We start from the raw sequence: 25,484 nt of genomic DNA, 5'->3' as shown, positions 1-25,484 counted from the left end.
ATCTTCTCTTTCAGCGCCTTAGCCACGGCCGTACCTCTCCTCCGCACGGTAGAAGTACCAGAACCCGCCGATGAAGGCGACGACGGCCCACAGGACCGCGTACAGCCACAGGCGGGCGTAGCTGGGGTCGTAGGGGACGAGGTCCTGCCGGAAGCTGCTGATCAGCGCGGTGCGCATCAGCTCGATGTAGACCGCGCCGGGGTTGGCCTCCAGGATGTGCCCGACCCAGGCGTGGCCGTCCTCGTTGAACCGGTGCACCATCTTCGGGATGAAGAAGAACACCCCGGAGAAGTACAGCCATGTCCGGGTGATGAACGGCAGCAGCTGCTGGATGTCGCGCACGAACGCGCCCGCGCGGGCGACGGCCAGGCTGATGCCCACGTTGAACAGCAGCTGGAGCATGAGCACCGGAACGACCAGCAGCCAGTGCAGGGTCGGCATCTCGCCGGTGGCCAGCACGATCACCAGCAGCACCACCATGGAGATCAGCAGCTGCTGCAGCTCCATGATCACGTAGGCGAACGGCAGCGAGGCGCGCGGGAAGTGCAGCGCCCGGATCAGCGACAGGTTGTTGCCGACCGATTTGGCCCCGGCGGTCAGCGACCGCTGGGTGAAGGTGAAGACGAAGACGCCCGTGATCAGGTAGGCGGTGAAGTTGTCGATGCCGCGGTTGGTCTGCAGCAGCACGCCGAAGACCAGGTAGTAGACGGCTGCGTTCAGCAGCGGCGTGAGCACCTGCCACAGCTGGCCCAGGCGCGAGGCGGAGTAGGTAGAGGCCGTCTTGGCCGACGCGAACGCCCAGATGAACGTTCTGCGCTGCCACAACTCCTGGACGTATGCGCGCAGCGGGGGGCGGGCGGCGCTGCGTGTCAGCCCGTGCCGTTTGGCGAACTCGGCCAGCGACTCACCGACCCGCCCGTTCACCTGGGAAGGGTCCGTGATGGTGCCGACCGGCTCGCCACCCGGGGAGCTGAGCCGTTCCGGGTGACTCATGCCGGGAAGCCTATTGCAGTCCGCCTCCTGTGCGGGACGATCGCACGCATGTAACCCCTGATTTGAGATCTTTGGGAATCATGTCGGACTCCTCGGGGATACCCCGGGCATGCAGGCGATTCACCGGAAGACGCCTGACCGGGCGGGTGCGCCGGCGGCGGGAGCGGCGGCCGACCTGCGCGGCGGTGGGGTGACCCGGCGGCGGATCGTCTTCCGGGGGCCGCTGTGGCGCGCCCTGCACCGGCTGGACCGACGGGCGTTCGACCGGGTCGCCGCGGCCCGGCTGCCCGGCCTGGAGTACGTGCTGCCACGCCTGTCGCGGGCCGCCGACCACGGGGTGTTGTGGTTCACCGCGGCCGGCGCGCTCGGCATGACGCGGCGGGCCCGGCTGCGGCGCGCCGGGCTGCGCGGCGCGATCGCGATCGCGGTGGCCGCCCCGGCCGTGAACCTGGTCGGCAAGCACGCCTTCGGACGCCGCCGCCCGGCCGCTGACCTGGTGCCGCCGATCCGGATCCGGTTCCGGCTGCCGACCTCGCCCGCGTTCCCGTCCGGCCACTCGGCGTCGGCGGCGGCCTTCGCGACGGGCGCGGCGCTGGAGGCGCCGGCCGCCGTGGCCGCGCCGATCGCGCTCACCGCCTGCGCCGTGGCGTTCTCCCGCGTCTACACCGGGGCGCACTACCCCGGGGACGTGCTGGCGGGCCTGGGCATCGGCCTGGCGGCCGGGCTCGGCACGCGGCTGATGTGGCCCGCCCGTCCGCCGGTGGCGCGGGCGGCCCGGACCGCCGCGGAGCACGTCGCGAGCCACCCGGAGGGCCGCGGCGCGGTCGCGGTGGTGAACGCCGGGTCGGGGTGGGAGGTGTCGCCGGCGTCGGCCGAGGTCCGGTTCGGCAAGCGGGAGCGGGTCCTGGCCGTGTTCTGCCCGCATCCGCACCGAGCCCCGCCCCGCCGCGGGCATGTTTGCCGTCCTGCGGTCGGGTAGGCGTCAGATACGCACATCGGACGATCTTGAGGAATGGCGTCATGGCGACCGGAATCCCACCCAGCGCGCTCAGCGACCAGGACCTGCTGCGGGAACTGGGGCACCTGTACGCGACCCGGATGGACGCCCTGCGGCACGCGGCCGCCCAGGCGTTCGGCGAGCACACCCGGCGGATGAACCAGCTGGAGACCGAGTACCTGCGGCGCAGACCGTCCCGCGAGGTCGATCCCGAACGGCTGCGCGAGGGCGCCCGCGCCCGCTGAACGGGTCGCCGCCACCGCGCCGGGGCGGCGCGAGCGTCCAGGTGAAGGGGGGATGCGTCCATGACGACCTTCGGCTACTTCCTGTCCTGCGAGGAGCACGGACCCGCCGAGCTGATCCGGCAGGCCCGGCTGGCCGAGGAGGCCGGGTTCGAGGCGCTGTGGATCAGCGACCACTTCCATCCGTGGCTGGACGAGCAGGGCCACAGCCCATTCGTCTGGTCGGTGATCGGCGCCCTGTCGCAGACCGTCTCGCTGCCGGTCACCACGGCGGCCACCTGCCCGACCGTCCGGATGCACCCGGCGATCGTGGCGCAGGCCGCCGCCACCAGCCAGGTGATGCTGGACGGCCGGTTCCGGCTCGGGCTCGGCAGCGGGGAGGCGCTGAACGAGCACATCACCGGCGCGCCCTGGCCGCCCGCCGCCGAGCGCCTGGAGATGCTGGAGGAGGCCGTGGAGATCATCCGGGCGCTGTTCGGCGGCCGCCAGATCACCCACCGCGGCCGGCACTTCCGCGTGGACACCGCCCGGCTCTACACGCTGCCGGACGCGCCCCCGCCCATCTACCTGTCCGGGTTCGGCCAGCGGGCCGCGTCGCTGGCGGGCCGCATCGCCGACGGCTTCATGACGACCAAGCCCGACCCGGACTTGGTCCAGGCGTTCCGCAGCGCCGGCGGGCACGGCAAGCCCATGCAGGCGGGTCTGAAGGCGTGCTGGGGGCAGGACGAGGGGCAGGCCGTCAAGACCGCCCACCGGCTGAGCCGCAGCGACTCGATCGAGAGCGAGGCCTTGCAGATCCTGCCGTCGCCGCGGCACTTCGACCAGATCGGCCGGCTCGTCACCGAGGACATGGTCCGCGAGAACGTGCCGTGCGGCCCCGACCCGGAACGGCATGCCGCCGCGATCCGCGCCTACGTCGAGGCCGGCTTCGACGAGATCTACATCAACCAGATCGGCGAACCCGACGGGTTCTTCGAGTTCTACCGCGACCAGGTGCTGCCCCGGCTGCAGTAGCGGACATTCCACGCGCGGACGGCCGGACGCGGACGGATGACCGCGGCCGGGTGTGCCGCCGGTGAAGCGCGGCACTCGGCTCGGTAAACCCCGCCGAAGTGCCCGGGCACGCCCCCGCGCGCCCGTGTAACGCTTCCCCGGTGCTTACGGGGAGGTGTGGCACGAGCATGGTGCCCGGACCACAGGCGGCGCCCGGCCCGCGGGCCCGGCGCGCGCACCGCGTCAGGCGTTCGCGGGGCGTCCGCCGTCCGCGCCCGCTGCGGCGCGCACGGGGCGTCCGCCGCGCCCACGCGGCCCGGCCGAGCCTGGCGGCGTGCGCGCGGCGCGGCTGGCCGTTCGTCGTGGCGGCGCTGGGCGCGGTCGCGGCCGCGCTCGGCACGTACCTGACCGCCGGGCTCGGCGCGCGGGCGGGCGACCGGGCGTCGGCCGCCGAGAACGCGACCGCCTTCGGCCGGGTGGGCGCCGCGGGCCGCGCGCCCGGCCCTGCCCCCGTCCGGGCCCCGGCTCCGCCGCCGCCCGCCGCACCGGGGATGATCAGCTCCTACACCACGCGGTTCACGCCGGGCGAGCCGCGGGTGCGCAACATCCAGCTCGCCGCCCGCGCCCTGGACGGCACCGTGGTGCGGCCCGGCCGGACGTTCTCGTTCAACAGGGTGATCGGCCCGCGCACCCGCGCGCGCGGCTACGTCCCGGCGCCGTCGATCAGGGGCAGCCGGATGGTCGCCGACGACGTGGGCGGCGGCATCTGCCAGGTCTCCTCGACGCTGTTCAACGCGGTGTTCGAGGCGGGCCTGCGCATCCTCCGCACCCGTTCCCACAGCCTGTGGATGCCGGAGTACCCGATCGGGCGGGAGGCCGCCGTCTCCTACCCCGACCTGGACTTCACCTGGACCAACGACACCCGCCACCCGGTGACCATCCGCGCCTCGTACACCGGCGACTCCCTCACCGTGAGCCTGTGGGGCGTGCGCCGCTACGACGTCCGCTCCACCACCTCGCCCCGCTACGGGTTCACCCCCTACGGCTCGGTCACCGGGCTGGGGCCCTCGTGCGTGCCCACGCGCGGCGCCCGGGGGTTCCAGGTCGACGTCTGGCGGGTACTGGCGCGCCACGGCCGCACGGTGCGCCGCGAACGCTTCCACACCACCTACGAGCCGCGGGCCCGGGTCCGCTGCCTCGGCCCCCGGCGCGGCGCCGACCGCTGACGATCTGCGGCGTAACGTGAGACGTATCGGGGGGAGGAGCCATGGCACTGCGCGAGGGAACGCACGAGTTCGGGCCCGACGACGGGCGGCTGCTGATCAAGACGAGCCGCAGCGGGCTGGGCCGCCGCGCCGGGCACGACCTGACGATCGAGGCGACCCGCTGGCGCGGCACCGCCGTCGTGGGCGGCGGCCCCGGCGACTCGTCGGTCGAGGTCGCCGTGGACGTGGACGGCCTGCGGGTGCGCGAGGGCACCGGCGGGGTGCTGCCCCTGTCGGACGACGACCGCGAGAAGATCGCCGCCAACATGCGGGAGATCCTGCGGGCCGGCGAGCATCCCCAGATCACCTTCCGGTCCACCCGGGTCGGCGGCACGCCCGAGCGGTTCACCGTCGAGGGCGAGCTGACGGTCGCCGGACGCACCGAGCCGCTGACCGTCACCGCCGCCGCGGACGGCGACCGGCTCACGGGCGAGGCGACCGTCAAGCAGACCCGCTGGGGCATCAAGCCCTACTCGGCGTTCTTCGGCGCCCTCAAACTGGCCGACGACGTACGGATCTCCTTCGACCTCACCCTCTGACCCGCGCCCCTCTGACCCGCGCTCAGCGCGCCCGTGCCCGGGGATGGGCGCGGGTGCACTTCTTGTGTCTATGGCTTGCGGCCGGGTCAGTCCCTGCCACGCGGGAACGTCCCGCGTCCGCGTACCCCGTAGATCAGCCCTTCGGCCTTCAGCACGTCGAGGGCGGCTACGGCGGTCCCGCGTGTGACGCCGAACTCCTCGGCTATGGCCCGTGCGGGCGGCATGCGCTTGTCCGCCGGGTAGGTCCCGTCCGCGATGCGGGTGCGGAGGATCTCGGCGATCTGCTGAAACAGCGGCGTCGGGCCGTCCAGGTCGAGCACCTGTACAACGCTAGTGACCTGAGGTGATAGCTAGACATAACCGGACCGCTGTACTTCGCTGGACCGGGCTGAACAACTTCGGAGGCTGGGGGTCCGAACACGAAGCGGCCCGCCCGGCGCTCGCGACGTCCGAACGAGCCTAGGACCGACCTGCACGGAGGTCAGCCCATGGCAGAAGAGCGTACTGGGACCGCGACAAACGCCGTATCGCGGCGGTGGACCGAACCCAGATACGACGCGGCGGGAAACTTCTCGCGGGAACCGGCCCCCGTCGTCTCACCTGGCGGTGGGGGTCTTCACGGCCCGGCTGTCAGTCGGTGGGCGGGACGGCGATGACGAATGTGCCCCGGCCGCGTGTTGCGCGGGTGAGTCCTTCCCGGCGCAGGATCCGGACGGCCGCTTCTGCCGTCGTCTGTGACACGCGGAATTCGTCCGCGATGTCCCGCACGCTCGGGATGCGTCGCCCGACCGGGTACGTCCCGGCCGCGATGCGCGCCCGTAGGACGTCCGCCACCTGCTGGAACAGCGGCTCGGGCCCGTCAAGGTCGATCTCTCCCACGAACGACAGATTAAGGCGGACCAAAACATGCCATGACAGAGGACCATTAGGGACAGCTAAAGACACAAGGGGACACTTGTGGTGTTAGGCCATAGATGCGGCCCGTCCGGCGTGCGCACCGCCGGACGGGCCTACGGACACCGACTGCGAGGGAGTCGATCTCCGATGGACGACAAGGCTACGGCGCGCGTGTCTCGGCGGTGGGACGGGCCGACGTTCGACGCGGACGGAAAGTACTTGGTCGCGAGGCTGAGGGTTCAGGTTCCGGCCCGCGAACACGCGGCGGGGATCGAGCCCGCTGTGTTCGGTCCGACCGAATGGGCGTGCATCGCCGAAACGGTCCGGCAGGACAGGCTGTGGGCCGAGTACCCGTTGTGGGCGGGGGACGGCGAGGGAGCGCGGAGGCGGCGGCAGTACCTCGCGGGGGGTGGTGCCTGATGGTCGCGTTCGCCGTGGTCGCGATGCTCGTGATCACGGCCGCGCTGCTGGCGGGGACCGTTGCCGCATTTGCCGTCGACCGGCGGCGGCCTCGGTACGTCGGCAGGCATCGGGCGATGTTCTAGGTGTGTTCTGTTGAGGGGCGGGGGCGTGGCGGGGACGTGGCAATCCTCCGGTGGTCCGCGCGAGATCGCCGGGGGCGCCCACGCGTAGGGCTGAGGCGGGGGTGGGAGGGTTGACTAGGGGAGGGAATGTGTGCTGGGCGGGGGGCGTCTGTTAGTACCCTCGTCAGCGTGAGTCGTGAAGGTGTGACGCCGCAGAGCGAAGATTTCTCCGCCTGGTACAACGAGCTGGTCATCAAGGCCCAGCTCGTCGACCGTGGGCCGGTGCGGGGGACGATGGTCATCCGGCCGTACGGGTACCGGGTCTGGGAGCTGCTCCAGGCGGACCTGGACCGGCGCATCAAGGACGCCGGGCACGACAACGCCGTCTTCCCGCTGTTCATCCCGGAGTCCTACCTCAAGCGGGAGGCCGAGCATGTCGAGGGCTTCTCGCCCGAGCTGGCCGTGGTGACGCACGCGGGCGGCAAGGACCTGGAGGAGCCGCTGGTGGTGCGGCCCACCTCCGAGACGGTCATCGGCGAGTACATGGCCAAGTGGATCGAGTCGCACCGCGACCTGCCGCTGCTGCTCAACCAGTGGGCCAACGTGGTCCGCTGGGAGATGCGGCCCCGGATGTTCCTGCGCACCACCGAGTTCCTGTGGCAGGAGGGCCACACCGCGCACGTCGACGAGGAAGACGCGATGCGCGAGACCAAGTGGGCCCTGGACGCCTACGCGGGCGTGGCCCGCGAGCTGGCCGCCATGCCGGTGGTGGCGGGGGAGAAGACCCCCGGCGAGCGTTTCGCGGGCGCCGTGCGCACCTACACCATCGAGGGCATGATGCGCGACGGCCGGGCCCTGCAGGCCGGCACGTCCCACTACCTGGGCACCAACTTCGCCAAGGCGTTCGAGATCCAGTACCAGGACGAGGACGGGCAGCTCAAGCTGGCCCACACCACGTCCTGGGGCATGAGCACCCGCATGATCGGCGGCGTCATCATGACGCACGGCGACGACAAGGGCCTGGTGCTGCCGCCCCGGCTGGCGCCCTACCAGGTGGTGGTCGTCCCGATCGGGCGCAAGGAGCAGGGCGAGCGCACCGCCGCCGAGGCCCGCCGCCTGGGCGCGGCGATCAAGGCGATGGGCATCCGCGTCCACGTGGACGACAACCGCCCCCAGCTCACCCCCGGGTACAAGTTCAACGAGTGGGAGATGCGCGGCGTCCCGGTCCGCATCGAGCTCGGCACCCGCGACCTGGACAACGGCGTCGCCACCGTCGTGCGGCGGCTGCCGACCGTCGAGGGCCAGGGCAAGGAGCAGATCCCGCTGGAGAAGGTGCCCGAGCTGCTGCCCGGGGTGCTCGCCGACTTCCAGGCGTTCCTGCTGGCCCGCGCCGAGGCGTTCCGCGACGAGCACACCGCCGCCGTCGACTCCTGGGACGACTTCACCGCCCAGGTCGCCGGCGGCTGGGCCAACGCGTTCCACTGCGGCCGCGGCGAGTGCGAGGACGACATCAAGGCCGACACCGCCGCCACCCCCCGGGTCATCCCCGAGCAGGCGCCCGAGGAGCACGGCGTGTGCGTCAAGTGCGGGCGTCCGTCGGCGTACGGCAAGCGCATCCTGTTCGGCAAGTCGTACTGATCGCGCACCTGATCGCGCACCGAGCCGTCCGCGGCGGGCTCACCGGTCGTCGCGGTCCGGCGCCGTCCCGCGGGGGACGGCGCCGCCCGTGACCTCGCCGTCGGGGCCTTCACCGGGGTCCGCGTGATCCTCACCGGTGCCGCGGGCGGCGCGGGCGGCGAGCGCGGCGCGGCGCGACAGCAGCGGCTGGACGAACCACGCCCACCCGCACAGCACGGCGACGGTCGCCGCCGTGACGACCGCCGCCGCGTCCGGCAGCAGCGTCTCCACGATCAGTGTGGTGGCGGCCGTGATCGACAGCGCCAGGGCGAGCGCGCCGCAGATCCCGAACCGGTTGGCACGCCGGATCAGCAGTGGCTTTTGGCCCAGCCGGAACAGGATCCGGTGCTGGGTGACCGGGGCGATGAAGCAGATCGACGCCAGCGCGGCCCCGAACAGCGCCACGTAGTACAGGACGCGGCCGGTCCCGTCCACCTCGCGGAAGCCGACCGCGAACGGCACGGTGAGCAGGAACGCGAACAGCACCTGCACGCCGGTGACCGCGACGCGGTAGCCCTGCAGCAGCTCCATCAGCTGCCGGTCGAGACGCTCGTGCTCGGTCTCGTTGCGGGGCCGCTCGGCGGGTGGAGCAAAAGGGATGCGTCCCATGAACGCCCAATTACCCGGTCATTGGACACTCAAGCGATACATCCCGGTTGAAGCAGGTCATACGGGGGTGGCGGGGCGTCAGTTGAGGCTGGGCGGCAGCACGCGGACGGCCAGCATGGACACGTCGTCGCGCAGATCGCCGTCGCAGAAGTCCAGCAGCTCGCTCTCCACGGTGCCGAGCATGTCCTCCAGCGGGGCGGCGGCGTTCGCGGCCAGCACGTCCATCAGCCGGTCGATCCCGAACTGCCGCCGCCTGATGTCGCAGGCGTCCAGCACCCCGTCGGAATGCAGGAACAGGGTGTCGCCGGCACCGAGGGCGACGGTGTCGCACCCGGCGTCGAAGTCGTCGAACAGCCCGAGCGGCACGCCTCCGCCGGTGACCGTGCGGATCACCCCGTCGGCCCGCACCACGATCGCGGGCGGGTGCCCCGCCGAGCCCAGCGACACCGTGACCCGCTCGCTGCCCTGCACCAGCGTGGCCAGCACGGCGGTGACGAACCGGTCCTCGTCCAGCAGCACCTCGTTGACCTCGGACAGCACCTCGGCGGGGCCGGCCTTGCGGCGCGACAGCAGCCGGACGCCGTGCCGCGCGGTCGCGGTCACCGCCGCGGCGTCCTCGCCCTTGCCGCACACGTCCCCGAGGACCAGGCCCCAGCCGTCCGGGGTGGGGAACACGTCGTAGAAGTCGCCGCCGACCTCGACACCGTCGGTGGCGCCGATGTAGCGCCCGGCCAGCACCAGCCCCGGGATGGAGGGCAGCCGCTTGGGCAGCAGGCTGGTCTGCAGCGAGTCGGCGACCTGCGCGCGGCGCCGGTACAGCCGGGCCGCGCGGATCACCAGCGCCACATAGCGGCCCAGGCGCTGCACCACCGACAGGTCGAGCAGGTCGAACGGGCCGTGCTCGCCGCTGACCGCCAGCGTGATCGTGCCCAAACAGCGTTCGCCGTCCTCCACCGGCACGCACAGCACCGAACCGGCGCCGATCTTGACGCAGACCGGCTGGCCGTCCGCGCAGATCCCCAGCATGCCCAGCTCCTCCACGTGGGGGTGCAGGGCGCTGTTGCGGCTGGTGTGGACGGTGCAGGGCAGGGTGTCGGCGGCGGGGGCCAGCTCCTCGATCAGGCGGGCGGCCTCGGCGGACGCCTCGTCCTGCGGCCCCAGCACGACCTGGCGGCGCAGCTCGGACCCTTCCGCGGCGCGGGCGCCCGGGTCCTCGGCCGCGGCCGCGCCGGGCTGCCCGGGTGTGTCGGGCACCAGATCGACGATCACCCAGTCGGCCAGCTCGGCGGCCAGCAGCCGGGCGCACCGCCGCACCGCGACCGTCTCGTTGAAGACCGGCTCCTGGAGCAGCAGTTCACTGGCGCTCGCCAGCACGTCCATCCGGTGCACGATCGTGGCCACGGCCTCGTCGCCGCCGGGCGCCGCCTCCGGTTGCGGCATGTGTTGCGGCAGGGCCGGTTGCGATGGCGCCGGGGCGGCCGCGCCGGGGACGCGCCGCCGGGCGCGCCGCTCCTGCTCCAGCTCCTGCTCCGGCGCCGCGCCGTCGGCCGGGGAGGCGGCCGCGACCACCATCGGGTCCGGTTCGCCGCGGATCCACACCCTGACGAGCGTCACCACCGCGTCCACCGGGCCGGCGCCGCCCAGGAACCGCACCTGCGCGCGGCGCCGCCGCCCGGTGCGCACCACCGCGGCGAGCTGGGACCGCAGCGCGGCCCGGGAGGGTAGATCGCAAAAGGCGGTGAACGGCTTGCCCGACACGTAGCCGGGGGAGGTGCCCAGCAGCGCCGCCGCCTGCCGGTTGACGCGGCGTACGCCCGCCCCGCGGTCCAGCAGGAACAGCGGGACGGGCGCGTCCTGGAACACCGTCCGCAGCACCCGCCGCTCATTCTCGGCGGCGGCCGAGGCACGGCCGGCCGCCGCGCCCTGGTCGGCGTTCAGGGTGTGCAGGGCGGTCAGTGCCAGGTCCAGCTCCACCAGGGCGGCGTCGAGGGTGGCCCGGGGGTCGGCCTCGCGCATGCCGGCGGCCTGGCGGAGCTCGGCGATCCGCGCCTCAAGATCGCTGATTTCGCGCGTCAGGCTCTCCGGTTCGAGCTGGTCGGGCATGGGCACTCCTGGTCTTTTGCGGCGGCATGACGGAAACGGGCCGAACACCCGGCGGCCGGGCGGCGAACCCGTTCTGTTACGGCCTCCGTGCGAAGCAGCCTATGCTCCCCACCGGCCCGCGGCCCACCGGACGATTTACAGAAGACCCTGGTCACCCACGATCCGCTGGGCCAGCGCGGTCAGTTTGACGTGCCGGGTCTGGGAGATGCGGCGCAGCTCGGCGAACGCCTGGTCGGCGTCGCAGCCCAGCGCGTGCATGAGGATGCCTTTCGCCTGGTCGACGATCGCACGGGACTCGACCGCCTCCTGGAGTTGCACGGCGGTGCGGTGCACCTGTTCGTATTGCAGGCTGTTGGAGAGGGCGGCGCTGCCCTGTGCCACCAGCAGCGCGGCCAGCGCGTGCTGCCCCCGCCCGCCGGGGCCGCCCGAGGACAGAGCGCGCGGCCGCACCCCGTACAGGCTGAGCGTGACCAGCACGGGCTCCTTGACGTGCGGCGTGGTGATGAAGCAGCGGATGCCGCGGCGCAGCATGTCCGCCGTGGTCTCCGGCCACCGGGTCTCGGCCAGCACCTCGTCGGACGTGACGGGCCGCCGGGTGTCCACGACCTCGTGCATGGGGCCGTGGCCGCGGGCGAGCTGCCGGTCGACGATGTCGGCCAGATCGGGGTGGCTGGCAGCGGACGCCAGCGGCTCGGGCCGGTCGCCCGGGGACTGGGGGATGCTCCAGCGGACGCCGGACGCGCCCGCGCACCCCGGCACCGTGCGGCACGCCAGTTCGGTCACCCGGTGCAGCGTGCCCACGTCGGACGACTCGCCGACGACGCCCAGCCGGGCTATCTCGAAGGCGAGCCGGTCGGTGAGGACGGGCTCGGCTGGCGGCACAACCCCGACGTTATCCGGTCGAACGGCCGATTCACACCCCGCACGGGACCCGGTCGCCGATGGTCGCTCAAGAGATACGGGACGTCCGGTGGGGGCCTGTCTCGGCGCATTACCCGAGGGGTGCGGCCGTATGCGCGGCGCGGCCGTCCGGTTGTCGCGGACGCGCCGCGCCGCGCGCTGACCGGCCGTGCCGGGCGCGGGCCCGGAGAACGGCGCTCGGGAAGCGGCGCTCAAAAGGCGAAGACCGAGCCGGTCTGCGACCGCAGCACGCAATCGTTGGGGTACTCCTTGCGGAAGTCGACCGGCCGTCCGTCCCAGGTGCCCTTGGCCGAGGCGATGACGGGCGAGTAGTTCATGGTGCAGACGGCGTCGTCGGGCCCGCGGTCCAGCCTGCCGCTGCGGCGGGTGAGTTCGGCGCAGGCCTTGGCCGCCCTCGGGTGGCTGCCGCCGTTCGGGTCGCAGCGCAGGGTGACGGTGCGGGTGCCGGAGGTGCTCTGCCCCGGATAGGTCAGGGTCAGGCGCAGCTGGCCGCGGACGCCGCGCCGGGCAGTCGTCGTGTCGGTGGTCGTGTCGGTCGTCGTGTCGGTCGTATAATCGGCCGCCTGCTCGGCATGGGCCGGCAGGACGGGCAGCACGGCCAGGGCGGCGCCGGCGAGTGCGGTGGCGACGAGATGCGGCATGGGATCTCCCGGTGTTGTCGAGTCGGTCGCGTGTCCGCAAGCGGACATGACCAACTGTAGTCAGGCGACCACGCAGCGCCCGGGAGGGTGCCCCTCAAACGGGCGATCCCGCGGTCACCGGGTGACCACGGGATCGTGAGATGGCGCGGGGCTCGCCGCCCGGCGGCGGGGCGCCGCTCATGCCGCGAGCGTGTGGGCGCGGCGGTGGCCGGCCAGGGCCTCGCGCAGCTGCTTGCGGCCCCGGTGCAGCCGGGACATCACCGTGCCGATGGGGGTGCCCATCATCTCGGCGATCTCCTTGTAGGCGTAGCCCTCGACGTCGGCCAGGTAGACCGCGTCACGGAACTCCTTGGGCAGCGCCCGCAGGGCCTCGACGATCTCGCCGTCCGGAATGCGCTCCAGCGCCTCGGACTCGGCGGAGCGGAACCCGGCCGAGTGCGTGGCGGCCTGGGAGATCTGCCACTCCTCCAGCTCCTCGGAGCCGGCGCGCTGCGGCTCGCGCTGCCGCTTGCGGTAGTTGTTGATGAAGTTGTTGGTGAGGATGCGGTGCAGCCACGCCTTGAGGTTGGTGCCCTCCTGGAACTGGTGGAAGTTCACGTACGCCTTGGCGAGGGTCTCCTGCACCAGGTCCTCGGCGTCGGCGCTGTTGCGCGTCATGCGCACGGCGCTGGCGTACAGGGGGTCGACCAGCGGCAGCACGTCGCGTTCGTAGCGCGCCGCGTCCGCGGGGCTGTGCTTGGCAGGCATGGTCGCAGTCGGCAAAGTCGCTCCCCGAAAGGTCATGACCCGGATGGGCCGGTTGCTCGCGCGCGGACGGTGCGCGCGGTCGGGCGGCTGACCGCCCTGTCAGAAGTTACGTTTCACCGTTCCGGCCGGTTCGGCGCCGGTGGTCGACGCGGTGCGGCGCACGTCGCCGCCAGCCGCGGCGGTCGGCTCCCGGAGGTGTTCTCCGGTGAGACCGGGCGAGCCGGACGGGGCCTCGGCCGCGCTTGGCGGGTGGGCCGAGGGGGTGCGCGGATCGGTGCGGTGCCAGAGCGACCCCGTCATCGGGACGTCGCGGGTCGCGCTCGATCGGCGCTGCCACTCCGTTGATGGCGTTCCCGGTAAATAAGACGCCAAACGCTAGCAGATCGGTTGCGTGGCGTCGGTCACATTTTGCGGTCTGTGTACGAAGCCCTTCTCAATCCAGGGTATAGGGCCGCGTCCGGTTCCCGCCAGTCCGGGCTGGGCGGGGGTCGGTTCACATGCGTCCTGGGCGCTGGCTCCCACCGAAGTTCCGCGGTCCGCAAGCGCGCGGCTCTCACAGACGGTAGCGTCCACTGTACCGCGGGTTGTCGGAGGTGGTGGCGCGCACCGCCTTCCAGAGAGGGGTCCGCGTGGTCATCGCTCGGGATCAGCTCGGGGCGTCCGGCGCACACGGCGGCGAGCCGCCCGCCCCGCGATCCAACACGCCGCCGTCCAGCACACCGCCCATGATCAGCACGCCGCCCATGACCGCGCAGCCGATCGACGCGCCGCGGCCGGACGCGCCGCGCCTGCTCGACCGGCACCTGCTGGGCGTGGCGCGGCTGGCGGTCGTCGCCCTCGATGCGCACGGCCGCATCACGCACTGGAGCCGCGTCGCCGCGGAGCTGTTCGGCGTTGAAGGGAGGCGGGCCGTCGGCCGCCCCCTCACCTGCCTGCTGCGTTTCCCGCCAGAGCACCGCGGGGCGTTCGAGCCCGGGGCGTTCACCCACGTGTGGTGCGGTACATGCCAGATGCCGCGCGTCGACGACGGCCGGATCGCCGAGATCGCCTGGTGGGTCTACCCCCTCCGCACCGACGCGCCGGAGGGCGTGCGGCTGGTCGCGATGGCCGCCGACATGCAGCGGCTGCGCGAGGAGGGCCCCGGCGTGAGCGTGGGCGACACGTCCGCGGCGGCGACCGACGAGGAGCTGCTGCGGCCGATGTCCGGGGTGCGCCTGGTGTGGGTGGAACCGGCCCTCGTGCCGACCGACGGCGAGGACCCCGCGGGGCTGGGGCGGCGGCTGGCCGCGCTGCTGCGCCAGTCGGAGGCCGCCGCGGCCGAACGCATTGCCTCGCGGGTGCTGGCGATGGGCCATCCGGCCGTCAACCTGTCCGTCACCGTGCGGTTGCCGATCGTGCCGTACCGGGATCTGCGGGTCCGGCCGCACGCCGCCGACCCCGAGGCGGCCGAACCGCAGCCGCCCGGCCGGGCGCGGACGCCCGTCCCGATAGCGCGACCCCGGCAGGGAGAAGAGGCGATGGCCGTGTGGGACCGGCTGGCATTCCTGGGCGAGGCGGGCGAGCACATCGGCAGCTCCCTGGACCATCTGCAGGCCTGCCGTGCGCTGGCCGAGGTGCTGGTGCCCCGCCTGGCCGACTTCGCCGCCGTGGAGCTGCTGGAACGGGTCGCCTCCGACGACGAGCCGCCCGGCCGCGTCGACGAGCACACCCTCATGCGCCGGGTGGCCGTCGTGCACGACGACACCGAACGCTGGATCGACACCGTCCCGCGGGGGCAGGCGCTGCGGCATCCGCCCGGCACCCCGTTCGTCGACGTGATGCGCACCGGACGCGCCGTGCACATCCGGCGGGTCACCCGCCGCCAGGCCGAGCGGATCTGCGCTGCGTTCGCCGCCCGCGACCTCGGCCCGCTGCTGGCGGGGCGGGCGCTGCTGGTCGTCCCGCTGATCGCCCGCGGCCAGGTGCTGGGCACCTGCACCCTGCTGCGCCGCGCCGACCAGCCCGACTTCGAACGGCTCGACCTCGCCCTGATCGACGAGCTGGTGCGCAACGCGGCGCTGTGCGTCGACAACGGCCGGCTCTACCGGCGCGAGGTGCGCCAGGTCCGCGAGCTGCAGCGGGCCATGCTGCCCGCCGATCCGCCGCGCACGGCCGGGGCGCGGGTGTGCTTCCGCTACCTGCCCGCCGGGCAGGCCGCCCAGGTCGGCGGCGACTGGTTCGACGCGATCCCGCTGCCCGGCTGCCGCCTGGGCATCGTGATCGGCGACGTGATGGGCCACGGCGTGACGTCCGCGGCGGTCATGGGGCAACTGCGCACCGCGGTGCGCACCCTGGCCGGGCAGGACCTGCGGCCCGACGAGCTGCTGCGCGCACTGGACGGGCTGGCCCGCCGGCTCGGCGACGACTGCCTGGCCACCTGCCTGTACGCGGTGTACGACCCGGTGGCGCGGCGCTGCCAGCTCGCCAACGCCGGCCACCTGCCGCCGGTGCTGGTGTCCCCGAACGGCGCCGGCTCGGTGCTGAAGCTGCCGCCCGGCCTGCCGATCGGGGTGGGCTGCGGGCCGTTCGAGACCGTCGAGGTCCCCGTGCCCGACGGGGCCCGCCTGGTCCTGTGCACCGACGGCCTGCTGGAACGCCGCGACCGCGACATCGAACGGGGCCTGGCGGAGCTGTGCGAGCGGCTGGCCGCCTCCCCGCGCACCTTGGACGCCACCTGCGACGCCGCGCTCGGCATGCTCGACTGCCCCGCCCCGGCCGACGACGTGGCCCTGGTCGCGGTGGGCCTGGACGGCTTCCCCGCCGAGCACGTGGCGTCCTGGACGCTGGACCCCGAGCCCAGCATGGTCGGCCGGGCCCGTGCGCTGGCGGCGTCCCGGCTGGCCGAGTGGGGCCTGACGGACGCCGCCGACACGGTGCAGCTGCTCGTCAGCGAGCTGGTCACCAACGCTCTGGTGCACGGCGCGGGCGCGGTGGGGATGCGGCTGATCAAGTGCGACTCGCTGCTGTGCGAGGTCAGCGACGGCGGGCACGAGCTGCCCCGGCTGTGCCACACCGACCCCACCGCCGAGTCGGGGCGCGGCCTGCATCTGGTCGCCCATCTGGCGCAGCGGTGGGGCACCCGGCGCGGCGACCTCGGCAAGATCGTCTGGTTCGAGCATCCACTCTGACCGGCCGTCGCGACAGGAGATTGTCGCTTCAGCGACAGATTCTGTGGAGTGTCGGTAGGTGGTGCGATCGTAGGGTCGGGTCGACGGCCCGCCGCGGGCGGGCCCAGCGGACTGGGGGCCAGGTGGGCGAGCTACTGACGCTGCCGGTTCCAGAGACCCTGCACGCCACGTACGTCGCCGGGCTGACGGCACCGGCCGCGGACCCGCGCGAGCTGGTGCGCGAACGGGTCGCCCGGCACGTCGCGCCGCCGCTGCGCGACCTGGTGCTGGGCATGGTCGACAGCCCGATGCTGACGCTCGACCAGCGTCCCGCCGAGGACGTCCCGCCGCCGCCCGCCCGGCTGCTGGCCGCCTACGGCGCCACCCGCGCCGACCTGGCCGCCCTCGCCGCCGCGTCCCACCTGCTGGTCGTGCACGCCGCCTACCGGCCGGGCTGGCCGCCCGCCCACGAGTGGGCCGCCCGCGCCGTGGCCGGGGCCGTCGGCGGGCCCGTCGTCGACGTCTTCACCCCGCAGATGCTCCCCGCCGACCGTCTGGAACGCTCCCTTCCGGGCCCGGACGGCGCCATCCGCCTCGTCGACTGGATGCTGCTCCCGCACACCGCCGGACGGCACGGCTTCTGGTTCACCACCAGGGGACTGGCCCGCTTCGGCCTGCCCGAGCTGCAGACCGAGAACGTCCCCCCTGCCCTGGTCGGCCCGTGGGGGCGGCTGCTCAACGGCCTCGCCCGCCGCCTGCTCGACCTGTGGCTCGCCGAGCTGCCCGCCGGAGCCCAGCCCCTCGTCGTGCGGCTGCCGCAGATCGTTTCCGTCGGCCTGCAGGACGTGGCGGCCGCGCACGGCGAGCGGGAGGCGCTGCGCCGCGAGGTGGCCGTGCGGCTGCGTCCGGACTCGGTCGACACCGGCGACGGCGAGGAGCCCGTGCTCACGGTGCTCGCCGCCGACGACGGCCCCGACCGCCTGGAGCACCTGTGCGCGGCCCTGTTCGGCCCGGCGCCCCGCCCGGCCGGGTGGTCTTGATCGCAACATCCGTCCGCCGCCTTGCCGTGGATCACCTCCGCACCGCAGGATCAAGACGTGAGATTCGGACCGCGTGACCGTCCCCGTTCCGAACCCGAGCCCGAGGGCCCCGAGGAGCCCGACACCCCTCCTGTGCCCCCTCCCCCCGCGCCCCACCCCGGCGACGTCCACGTGGCGGGGCGCAGCACCGCCCGTCCCGAGCCGCCGCCCGCCGACTGGGTCCACGTCCCCACGGACACCGCTCCGGCGGCCCCGCCCCCACCGGAACCGCCCCCACCGGAACCGCCCCCGGCAGAGCCGCCGCCCCCCGCCGAGCCGCCTGCCGCCCCCCGACCGCCGCTCACAGAGATACCCGGCGCGACGCCCGAGCCCGTCCGCCCGGTGATGGAGGCGGCGACGCTCCCGCCCGCGGCGCTGGCGGCGGAACCGCCCCGGGAGGCCGGCGACGCCGCGACCTCCGGCGCCGCGACCTCCGACGACGTGGCCGACGACGTCATGGCCGACCCCGAGCGGCGGGCGGCGCTCGCCGAGGACTTCATGGGCGAGTTCGTCGGCAGCGGCGCATGGCAGGCGATGCTCGCGGTGCTCGAAGGGGCGTTCCCCGGGCTGGGGCTGGCGGCGCGGCTCAACCGCGGCGCCGACCTGCTGTGGGAGGTCACGGACGTCCTCGACCGGGGCAGCGGCGTGCGGCTCGGCGTGCCGGTGTGGCTGGACGACGCCGGCATGGTCCTCGACCTCAGCGCGCACCGGACCCGGCGTCCCGACACCGAGCGGCCCCAGCCCCGAACACGGGCGTCCTGGCCGTATGCGGGGGCGTTCGTCATCGACACCCTCGACCCGCTGCGCTACCACCGCGCCGTCGGCGGGCCGCTGGCGCCCGGCGCCCGGTCCGGCAGGCCCCGCGAGGGCGCGCTGGCCACCTCCCCGCCCGGCGAGGACGACGACACCGGAGTGGTGATCGTCGGTGACCTCACCGCGGCGGGCGCGCGGATCCTGGACTCGGCGGCGCTGTGGCGCTACGCGGGACGGGTCGTGGCGGCCGCGCTGAACGATCCGGCGCGTCCCGACACCCGGGCGCGGGCCCGCCGCGCGCTGCGGGCGCTGCGGCGGGTGGTGGTCGTCGACCCGAACCTCGCCCTCGGGGTGTGCCTGCGCGTCGACGCCGCCCGCACGCCCCGGTGCCTGCTGGCGTTCAGCGTCGACCGGGCCGGGACGGGCGCGCCGCGGTTCCTGCGCCCCTAGCCCGCCGGTCGCCCGCGTCGGTCACTGGTCGGAGCACAGCCAGCTGAGGTCGCAGCGCCGCTCGTCGGGCAGGTCGCGCAGGCGCGCCGCCAGGTCCCACGGCTCGTCGGCGGGCCGTGCGCCCGCGCCGCCGCCGTCGGGCAGCAGGCCGCAGATCAGCGCGGTGGGCGTGCGGACCGCGGTGAACGCGCCGAGGCGCGCGACGCCGCCGCCGCGCAGGTGCGCCAGCTCGGTGAGCAGCGTGGCGAGCGCCGACGGGTCCTGCGGGTCGTACAGGCCCCGGGCGTAGGTCAGCAGCTCCTCGGCCAGCGCGTCGGGGCGCCGTCCGGACAGCTGGAAGGCGGTGCCCCGGTAGCCGCCGTTCGCCGCCTCGGCGTCGCGCCGGTCGCGCACGCGCACCCGCAGCCCGAACTCGGCCGCGGCGCGCTCGTAGGCCTCGGCCAGCAGCGCCTCGGCCTCGCCCCGCTCGCTGAGCAGCAGCCCGGTGACGACGCCCTCCTCGCGGGCGAGCCGGTCGAGCATCTCGCGCCGCAGCTCCCAGGTGACCTCCTCGACCGCGTCCAGCGAACGGGCCAGGGCGCGCTGGGCGTCCCGGTCGAGCTCCAACCCGGCCAGCTGCCCGGACAGCGCGGTGATCTCCTGGTCGAGGCGGTCCAGCCGGTCCTCGATGGCGCCGAGCCGGTCGAACATCTCGTGCACGGTGCCGGCGTCGGGCTCGGCGGCGACCGGCGGGGCGGCCGGGGCGGCCGGGACGTTTGATGGCGCGTGTGGCGGGAGTGCGGCGACCTGCGCGCGCACCGCCTCCAAACCCTCGGCGAGCCGCACGACCTCGTCGTCCAGCCGGCGCAGCTCGGCCTGCGCGCGCGGAAGTCTCTTGTCGGAGGCCAGGTAGAGCTCGCGACCGGCGATCGCGAGGCAGAGCAGCACCAGGATCAGCGTGGTCATCGGGCTCCTCGGAAGGGGCGGGCGCTCCCGACACTAACCACCGGACGCGGCGAGGTCAGCCGAACAGGCCGCCGAGCAGTTCGCCCAGGGCCTCGCCGATGCCTCCGGCGACCTCCCCGGCCACCTCGTTGGCGACCTCTCCGGCGACGCCGCGTGCGACGTCGGCGGCGGCGTTGCCGACGTAGTTCGCCACGGCCTGCCCGGCGGCGTCCTGGGCGAACCCGGCGGCGCCGCCGATCGCGTTGCCCATCGCGTCGAACCCGGCGTTCGCCGCCGCCAGTCCGCCCACGACGCCCGCGGCGGCCACCCCGCCGGCGGCGACGGCGCCCCAGTGCGGCTGGTGCTTGCCGTGGTACGGGGGCGGGCTATGCGGCGCGGGCGGCGGGTAGTGGCCCGGAGCCTGTCCGGGGTGGGCCGCAGGAGGGTACGGGTGGGGGCCGCTCGGGTACCCGCCGTGCGCCGGCGCGGGGCCGGGGGCCGGAGGAGGAGCTGGCGCCTGCGCGGGCGGAGGCGTGTTGTAGGACGGGGCCGGACCGTGGGGCGTGCCGTACGGCGGGGTGCCCTGGGGCGGGGTGCCGTACGGCGGGGTGCCCGGAGGCTGCGTCCCGTGTGACGGTGTGCCGTGGGGAGGAGTGCCGTGGGGAGGAGTGCTGTGGGGCGGTGCCTGCCCGGGCATGGGGGACGAGCCGGGAGCGGGCGCGGGCGGCGGGAACGGCTGGCCCGGCCCGTACGGCGCCCCGGGGGCGCCCGGAGCGTTGTAGGCGGCGGCCGCTGCACCGGCGCCATGGCCGCCCGGGGCCGCGTGGCCGGGCGGGGCGTTGTGCGCACCGGGGGCGGAAGGCCCCGGCGGGGGCAGCACGCCGTGCTGGTTCGGCTGAGAGGACGGCGAAGGCGGGCCGTAGGGCGAGGGCGCCGGAGAGCGCGCCGGGCCCCGGGCCGCGGCGGCCTCAAGCCACTGGCCGATCTTCGACGTCCAGTCGATCTCGGCGACCTCGCCGTGCGGGAACTGGAAGCGGCCGAACCGCTCGTCCTGCGACCCGTGCTGCCCCGACCGCGGGTCGGCGTCCAGCACCACCGCCAGCTGGCGCGGGCTCGCCACGAAGCTCAGCCCCACCTCGCCGAGCCGCCCCTGGTAGGCGGGCGGCGGAACAAGCCGGATCTGCTGGTAGAACGGCAGGTGCTGGGAGACGCCGGGCAGCTTGGCCTGCTCGAACGCGACGTTGCCGATCTTGAAGCCGAGGCGGGAGACGGCCGCCAGGACCCACTGCTGGGACTGCAGCGGCTCCACCGAGATGGGGTCGACGTCGCCCGGGTCGGGCTGGCCGACAGCGTCCACCTCGGTGCACAGGCCGATGGTGAAGCCGGGCAGCTCCCGTCCCAGCACGGTGGTGAACGGCAGCTCGTACGGCAGCGGGATGGAGAACGACAGCTCCCGCGCCTGGCCGGGCTCCAGCCGGAACGAGCGGGTCAGCGCGCCCCGGTAGACCTCGGGCCCGGCGGTCGGCTCGCCGTAGGGGTTGTCCATGCGCGGCATCAGTGCCATGGTGACGTGCCGGATGTCCACCGGCATGGCGCCGCCGCGCAGGTGCACCTTTCCGGCCACGGCGCCGCCGGGACGGCAGTGCGGCTCGTTCAGGATCGTCTCCACCGTGGGGCCGCCTGAGGGGCCGCCGGCCCCGTACCCGCCTGGCATCTGCCCATAGGACACTGGCCGATCCCCTCTCGCGACTGCGGTGCGGCTCTCCGCAACACTCCGACGAATCCCACGATGCCATTGGTTCACGCCGACGAGCGGAACAACAGGGACGAAAAACCCCGATTCGCCCGGCGGCGTCAGCCTTCGGCGCGTTCCTTGGCGGTGACGGTCACCGGCGCGTAGCCGAGATCCTCCAGCGGACCGCGGATCCGGGCGGCGTCGCCCACGGCGATGACGGTCAGCGCCTCGGGGGCGACGTGCTCGGCGTAGGCGCGGGTCACCTCGTCCGGGGTGGCGGCGCGCACCGCGTCCAGGTAGCGCCGCGGGTAGTCGGCGCCCAGGCCGCCGGCACAGGCGTCGGCCAGCTCGGCGGCCACCGCGCGGGAGGTCTCGTACTCGGCGGGGGCGCGGTCGGCGAGCGCGCGCACGGACGCGCCGCACTCCTCCTTGCTGACCCCGCGCGACACGATGCCGCGCAGCTCGGTGAGCGCGTCCCTCACCGCGTCCGCCGTCACCTCCGTGTGCACGGCCCCCTGGGCGATGAACAGCCCGCAGTAGCGCAGCCGCAGCAGCCCCGCGCGCACCCCGTAGGTGTAGCCCTTCTCCTCGCGGAGCACCGAGTTCAGCCGCGACGTCAGGCCGCCGCCGAGCACGTGCCCGGCCACCGTCAGCAGCGGCCAGTCGGCGTGCGAGCGGGACGGGACGGGGTGCCCGATGCTCAGGTACGTCTGCACCGAGCCGGGGCGGTCGACGATGACGATCCGCGGACCGGCCGTCGGCATGACCGTGTCGGCGGCGGGCAGCGGCCCGCCGGACGGCTGCCAGCCCTCCAGAGCGGCCGCGAGCGCCGCGTCGGCGTCGACCCCGGACAGGTCCCCGGCGACGACCGCCGTCGCCTCGGCGGGCGCCACAGAGCCGTAGAAGGCCCGCACGTGCGCGCCGTCGATCGCCTCGACCGTGGCCGGGGTGCCGCCGGTCGGCCGGGACGCCCGCGCCTCGGCGGGGAACATCACGGCGCGCAGTTCGCGCATGGCCCGGCTGCCCGGGGCGGCGTCCTCCTGCGCGATCTCCTCCAGCCGCTCGCGCGCGAGCCGCTTGACGTCCGCGTCGGCCAGCGCGGGGCCGCGCACCACCGACGACAGCAGTTCCAGGGCCGGGGCGAGCCGCGTCACCGGCACGTCCAGGGCGATGCGCAGCGCGGTCAGATCGGCGGAGGCGTACAGGCTGGCGCCCAGCCGTTCGAACGCGGCGGTCAGCGCGGTGCCGCCGCCGGGCTCGGTGCCCTCCAGCAGCGCGCGCGCCGTCAGGGTGGCGACGCCCTCGGTGCCGTCCTTCTCCCTGCCCGCGCCCGCCTGCAGGACCAGGCGCACGGCGGCCAGGCGCCGCCCCGGAAGGTCGCAGTGCAGCGTCGCGGGACCGCCCGGCACGCGTCCTTCCGTACCGGCCGGGAACGCCCACGCCGGGACCGGCCCGGGCACGGGGCGCGGCTGCAGGGCCGGGCCCGTGCCCGCGGCCCCGGCGGTGTTCGCGGCGGACTCGGTCAAGAGGCACCTCCGTACGTCAGGACGGTCCGGGCGCCGGGCGCCAGCCAGCGCCGCGCCATCGCGGTGATCTGCTCGGCGGTGACGGCCGCGGCGCGCTCGGGCGCGGTGAACACCCGTCCCGGGTCGCCGAACTGGGTGGCGTTCTGCGACAGCGCGTTGGCCAGCCCCGTCACCGTCTCGGTCTGCTCAAGGAAGCCGCGCTCGGCCTGCGCGGTGGCGCGGGCGGTCTCGTCGGCGTCCGGGCCCTGCTCGGCGAACCGGGCCAGCTCCTCGTCCAGCACCTCGGCGATCCGGCCGGTGTCCGGGCCGATCGCCTCCACCAGCGCCAGGGAGGGGCCCGAGGCCAGCCGCGTCACCCCGGCCCACACCTCCGTGGCGATCTGGTCGCGCCGCACCATCCGGTCGTACAGGCGCGACCCGGAGCCGCCGCCGAGGATGTCCACGGCGAGCTCGGCGGCCTCGACGTCGGCGCCGCCGTCGGACGGCAGCGTGAACATGGCGAAGTAGGCGGGGGAGGGCACCTCCTCGTCCACCGCCTCGGCCTTGACCTCGGTCAGCGGGCCCAGGTCGCCCGGACGGGCGGGCGGCGTCTGCGGCCCGGCGGGGAGGCCGCCGAAGTAGCGCTCCACCGCCGCCAGGGTCTCGTCGGGATCGACGTCGCCGACGATGGACAGCACCGCGTTGCCGGGGGCGTACCAGGTGGCGAAGAACTCGGCGCAGTCTTCGAGCGTGGTGGCGTCCAGGTCCTCCATGGACCCGATGGGGGTGTGCGCGTACGGGTGGCCGTCGGGGAACGTCAGTGCGCACAGCCGCTCGAACGCGGTGCCGTAGGGCTGGTTGTCGTAGCGCTGGCGGCGCTCGTTCTTCACCACGTCGCGCTGGTTGTCGAGGTTGGCCTGGGTCAGCGCGGCGGGGAGCGTCCCCATGCGGTCGGCCTCCAGCCACAGCGCCAGTTCCAGGTGGCTGACCGGGACCGTCTCGTAGTAGTTGGTGCGCTCGAACGACGTGCTGGCGTTGAAGGTGGCTCCGGCGCTCTCCAGGAGAGCGGCGTGCTCGCCCTCGGCGACGTTGGCCGAGCCCTGGAACATCAGGTGCTCGAAGAGGTGCGCCAGGCCGGTGCGCCCGGCCTGCTCGTGCCGCGAGCCCACCCCGTACCAGATGTTCACGGCGGCCAGCGGTACGACGTGGTCCTCGCAGACCACCACGCGCAGGCCATTGCCGAGCGTGTGCTCATGCAGCGGCTGTTCTGCCACGGAGCGCTCCCGTCCGGTCGATGGTCGGTCGTCGACGACAGCCCCGCGCGCGTCGGCGGAACCGGCCACGGCGGCGGGCTTGATCTCCTGTTCACCGTACCGGGTCGCGCGGGCCGCGGAGACGGGAGCGACCGCGGCGGCGGGCGGCCGTGTCGTGCCCCCCGGGGAAGCCGGATGCGGCCGTAGGGGAAAGGACGCGGCGGTAGCAGGGGAGAGGGGCGGTGCCGGGGCGTCAGGCGGTGGGCTGCGGGCCGCTCTCGCCGGTGCCGCCGGCGCGCTGGGCGGCCATCGCCGACTCGTGGGCCGCGATCGCCTCCTCCAGGTCGCGGTGCAGCACGAAGATCTTGGTGAGCTGGGTGACGTGGAAGACGCGGCGCACCCGGTCGTTGACGCCGACGAACGCCATGGTGCCGTCCCGGCCGCGCAGCCGGTGGTAGATGCCCACCAGCACGCCGAGGCCGGTGGAGTCCAGGAAGGTGACCTCGCCCAGGTCGATGACCAGGTGCACGCCGCCCTCGTCGATGATGTCCAGCAGCGTCTCGCGCAGCCGGGGGCTGGTGAAGACGTCGACTTCCCCGCTGATCTTGACGATGGTGAGGTCTTTCTCGACCCGGCGGTCGACGGCGAATTCCACCGCTTTCTCCCTGTTCGCTGAGATGGGCCCTATACCCCGCGTACGCGGGTTATCCCCAGGACCCTCGCTCCATACCGCCGCGGGGCGGTGCGGCCGGGAGACGGCCGGGCCCGTGCGGCTAGGGGCGGCGGAACAGCGCCCAGACCACCTTGCCCCCCGGCAGGGCCCGCCAGCCCCATCGCTCGCTGAACGACTCGACAAGGTGAAGGCCCCGTCCGGTCTCGGCGATGTAGTCCGGCTCCTTGCGGCGGGGGGCCGCGGGACTGGCGTCCATGATTCCGCACAGCAGCCAGGACCCTTGGTGGAGCAGCCGCAGCCGGATGGCGGTGGGGGCGGAGCCCAGGGGATCGATCGGGTGGTAGCCCGTCCCGTTGTAGGGACGGGGGGCCTCGTAGTGCGAGGCCCCGTAGCGGGTCTCGTAGGGGGACGTGCGGTAGCCCGTCACGTCCCGGCAGTCGCGGTAACCGTTCGTCTCGCGAAAGGGCGCCGCGCCGCGGTGGGGGGTGGGGTCGAGCCGGGCGGAGCCCTGGTGCGCGGTGCCGCCGCCGCTGTGCCGCAGCGCGTTGGTGACCAGTTCCGAGACCACGAGCCCTACGTCTTCGCCGAGCATCTGCAGGCCCCAGTCGTCCAGACGGCACATCGCGAAGTGCCGCGCCTCGGTGACCGACTCGGGCTCGGGCACGACCGTGAACGAGACCGCGCGTCCGGTGGGCGCCACCAGCGCCCGCAGGGCTTCGTCGAGGTACGGGGGCAGGTCCACGGATTCGGGGACCGGCGTCGACTGCACGGCATCGTCCTGTATGCCCGGCGACTCCACGAGGGGGGTTGCACCCCAA

25 protein-coding genes are annotated in these 25,484 nt (G+C 74.2%); 11 read left to right on the top strand and 14 right to left on the bottom strand.

What is annotated here, in order from left to right:
- Positions 1-18: 18 nt before the first annotated feature.
- Entirely contained in the window at positions 19-993 is a 975-nt protein-coding gene (locus QSK22_RS22930; protein ID WP_285496373.1) for an ABC transporter permease, read from the bottom strand.
- Positions 994-1,102: 109 nt separating this feature from the next.
- Between QSK22_RS22930 and QSK22_RS22925 the strand changes: the two genes are divergently transcribed.
- The 5 genes from QSK22_RS22925 (at position 1,103) to QSK22_RS22905 (ending at position 5,029) form a co-directional block, all read left to right on the top strand.
- Entirely contained in the window at positions 1,103-1,972 is an 870-nt protein-coding gene (locus tag QSK22_RS22925) for a phosphatase PAP2 family protein (RefSeq protein WP_285496372.1), read from the top strand.
- A gap of 41 nt (positions 1,973-2,013) precedes the next feature.
- Positions 2,014-2,235 (top strand): DUF6158 family protein, encoded by a 222-nt coding sequence (locus tag QSK22_RS22920; RefSeq protein ID WP_285496371.1) that lies wholly within the window; start codon positions 2,014-2,016, stop codon positions 2,233-2,235.
- A 60-nt stretch (positions 2,236-2,295) separates the two neighbouring features.
- On the top strand, positions 2,296-3,246 hold the full coding sequence (locus QSK22_RS22915) for an LLM class F420-dependent oxidoreductase (protein WP_285496370.1): 951 nt from the start codon (positions 2,296-2,298) through the stop codon (positions 3,244-3,246).
- A 167-nt stretch (positions 3,247-3,413) separates the two neighbouring features.
- Positions 3,414-4,451, top strand: coding sequence for a VanW family protein (locus QSK22_RS22910; protein WP_285496369.1), 1,038 nt, complete (start codon positions 3,414-3,416; stop codon positions 4,449-4,451).
- Positions 4,452-4,492: 41 nt separating this feature from the next.
- Entirely contained in the window at positions 4,493-5,029 is a 537-nt protein-coding gene (locus tag QSK22_RS22905) for a YceI family protein (protein WP_285496368.1), read from the top strand.
- Between the two features lie 86 nt (positions 5,030-5,115).
- Here QSK22_RS22905 and QSK22_RS22900 read toward each other — a convergent pair whose 3' ends face one another.
- Together QSK22_RS22900 and QSK22_RS22895 are read right to left on the bottom strand one after the other, a co-directional pair.
- Positions 5,116-5,349 (bottom strand): GntR family transcriptional regulator, encoded by a 234-nt coding sequence (locus tag QSK22_RS22900; protein WP_285496367.1) that lies wholly within the window; start codon positions 5,347-5,349, stop codon positions 5,116-5,118.
- A 310-nt stretch (positions 5,350-5,659) separates the two neighbouring features.
- Entirely contained in the window at positions 5,660-5,908 is a 249-nt protein-coding gene (locus QSK22_RS22895; protein WP_285496366.1) for a GntR family transcriptional regulator, read from the bottom strand.
- 165 nt (positions 5,909-6,073) lie between these two features.
- Here QSK22_RS22895 and QSK22_RS22890 point away from each other — a divergent pair, with 165 nt between their 5' ends.
- The 3 genes from QSK22_RS22890 to proS all read left to right on the top strand — a co-directional run bounded on the left by QSK22_RS22890 (position 6,074) and on the right by proS (position 8,088).
- Positions 6,074-6,346 (top strand): hypothetical protein, encoded by a 273-nt coding sequence (locus QSK22_RS22890; protein ID WP_285496365.1) that lies wholly within the window; start codon positions 6,074-6,076, stop codon positions 6,344-6,346.
- Positions 6,346-6,471 carry a hypothetical protein gene (locus tag QSK22_RS22885; RefSeq protein ID WP_285496364.1) on the top strand — a complete coding sequence of 42 codons (126 nt, stop codon included), beginning with the start codon at positions 6,346-6,348 and terminating at the stop codon, positions 6,469-6,471. The genes QSK22_RS22890 and QSK22_RS22885 overlap by 1 nt, the downstream gene beginning before the upstream one ends.
- Positions 6,472-6,639: 168 nt before the next feature.
- Positions 6,640-8,088 carry a proline--tRNA ligase gene (gene proS / locus QSK22_RS22880; protein WP_285496363.1) on the top strand — a complete coding sequence of 483 codons (1,449 nt, stop codon included), beginning with the start codon at positions 6,640-6,642 and terminating at the stop codon, positions 8,086-8,088.
- A 39-nt stretch (positions 8,089-8,127) separates the two neighbouring features.
- On the opposite strand, the gene QSK22_RS22875 is transcribed toward proS, so the two are convergent.
- The 5 genes from QSK22_RS22875 to QSK22_RS22855 form a co-directional block, all read right to left on the bottom strand.
- The gene (locus QSK22_RS22875) at positions 8,128-8,736 is read right to left on the bottom strand and encodes a DUF6328 family protein (RefSeq protein WP_285496362.1); all 609 of its coding nucleotides are present in this window, start codon (positions 8,734-8,736) and stop codon (positions 8,128-8,130) included.
- 78 nt (positions 8,737-8,814) lie between these two features.
- On the bottom strand, positions 8,815-10,839 hold the full coding sequence (locus QSK22_RS22870; protein WP_285496361.1) for a SpoIIE family protein phosphatase: 2,025 nt from the start codon (positions 10,837-10,839) through the stop codon (positions 8,815-8,817).
- A 135-nt stretch (positions 10,840-10,974) separates the two neighbouring features.
- Complete coding sequence (locus QSK22_RS22865) at positions 10,975-11,721, bottom strand: ANTAR domain-containing response regulator (RefSeq protein WP_285496360.1); 747 nt, start codon at positions 11,719-11,721, stop codon at positions 10,975-10,977.
- 230 nt (positions 11,722-11,951) lie between these two features.
- Positions 11,952-12,401, bottom strand: coding sequence for an SSI family serine proteinase inhibitor (locus QSK22_RS22860; RefSeq protein ID WP_285496359.1), 450 nt, complete (start codon positions 12,399-12,401; stop codon positions 11,952-11,954).
- 177 nt (positions 12,402-12,578) lie between these two features.
- A complete protein-coding gene (locus tag QSK22_RS22855) occupies positions 12,579-13,148 on the bottom strand; it encodes a sigma-70 family RNA polymerase sigma factor (protein ID WP_285496358.1) in 570 nt (189 codons plus the stop codon).
- Positions 13,149-13,873: 725 nt separating this feature from the next.
- Between QSK22_RS22855 and QSK22_RS22850 the strand changes: the two genes are divergently transcribed.
- The 3 genes from QSK22_RS22850 to QSK22_RS22840 all read left to right on the top strand — a co-directional run bounded on the left by QSK22_RS22850 (position 13,874) and on the right by QSK22_RS22840 (position 18,576).
- Positions 13,874-16,315 (top strand): SpoIIE family protein phosphatase, encoded by a 2,442-nt coding sequence (locus QSK22_RS22850; protein ID WP_285496357.1) that lies wholly within the window; start codon positions 13,874-13,876, stop codon positions 16,313-16,315.
- Positions 16,316-16,437: 122 nt separating this feature from the next.
- Positions 16,438-17,334, top strand: a complete 897-nt coding sequence (locus tag QSK22_RS22845) for a hypothetical protein (protein WP_285496356.1) — start codon at positions 16,438-16,440, stop codon at positions 17,332-17,334.
- A gap of 381 nt (positions 17,335-17,715) precedes the next feature.
- Complete coding sequence (locus QSK22_RS22840) at positions 17,716-18,576, top strand: hypothetical protein (protein ID WP_285496355.1); 861 nt, start codon at positions 17,716-17,718, stop codon at positions 18,574-18,576.
- A gap of 21 nt (positions 18,577-18,597) precedes the next feature.
- Here the strand turns inward: QSK22_RS22840 and QSK22_RS22835 are convergent, their stop codons facing one another.
- From QSK22_RS22835 to QSK22_RS22810, 6 genes are all read right to left on the bottom strand, one after another.
- Positions 18,598-19,521 carry a hypothetical protein gene (locus QSK22_RS22835; protein WP_285496354.1) on the bottom strand — a complete coding sequence of 308 codons (924 nt, stop codon included), beginning with the start codon at positions 19,519-19,521 and terminating at the stop codon, positions 18,598-18,600.
- Positions 19,522-19,576: 55 nt separating this feature from the next.
- A complete protein-coding gene (locus tag QSK22_RS22830; RefSeq protein WP_285496353.1) occupies positions 19,577-21,214 on the bottom strand; it encodes a sporulation protein in 1,638 nt (545 codons plus the stop codon).
- 140 nt (positions 21,215-21,354) lie between these two features.
- Entirely contained in the window at positions 21,355-22,761 is a 1,407-nt protein-coding gene (locus QSK22_RS22825) for a M16 family metallopeptidase (protein WP_285496352.1), read from the bottom strand.
- On the bottom strand, positions 22,758-24,014 hold the full coding sequence (locus QSK22_RS22820; RefSeq protein WP_285496351.1) for a M16 family metallopeptidase: 1,257 nt from the start codon (positions 24,012-24,014) through the stop codon (positions 22,758-22,760). Before QSK22_RS22820 ends, QSK22_RS22825 begins: the two co-directional genes overlap by 4 nt.
- 232 nt (positions 24,015-24,246) lie before the next feature.
- Positions 24,247-24,648 carry an STAS domain-containing protein gene (locus tag QSK22_RS22815; protein WP_285496350.1) on the bottom strand — a complete coding sequence of 134 codons (402 nt, stop codon included), beginning with the start codon at positions 24,646-24,648 and terminating at the stop codon, positions 24,247-24,249.
- 118 nt (positions 24,649-24,766) lie between these two features.
- Positions 24,767-25,435 (bottom strand): ATP-binding protein, encoded by a 669-nt coding sequence (locus QSK22_RS22810; RefSeq protein ID WP_285496349.1) that lies wholly within the window; start codon positions 25,433-25,435, stop codon positions 24,767-24,769.
- Positions 25,436-25,484 lie beyond the last annotated feature (49 nt).

It is taken from the genome of Actinomadura sp. NBRC 104425 (assembly GCF_030269545.1).
Lineage (GTDB): Bacteria > Actinomycetota > Actinomycetes > Streptosporangiales > Streptosporangiaceae > Spirillospora > Spirillospora keratinilytica.
The sequence above is the reverse complement of the archived record's forward strand: the minus strand, read 5'-3'. Positions and strand labels throughout refer to the sequence as shown.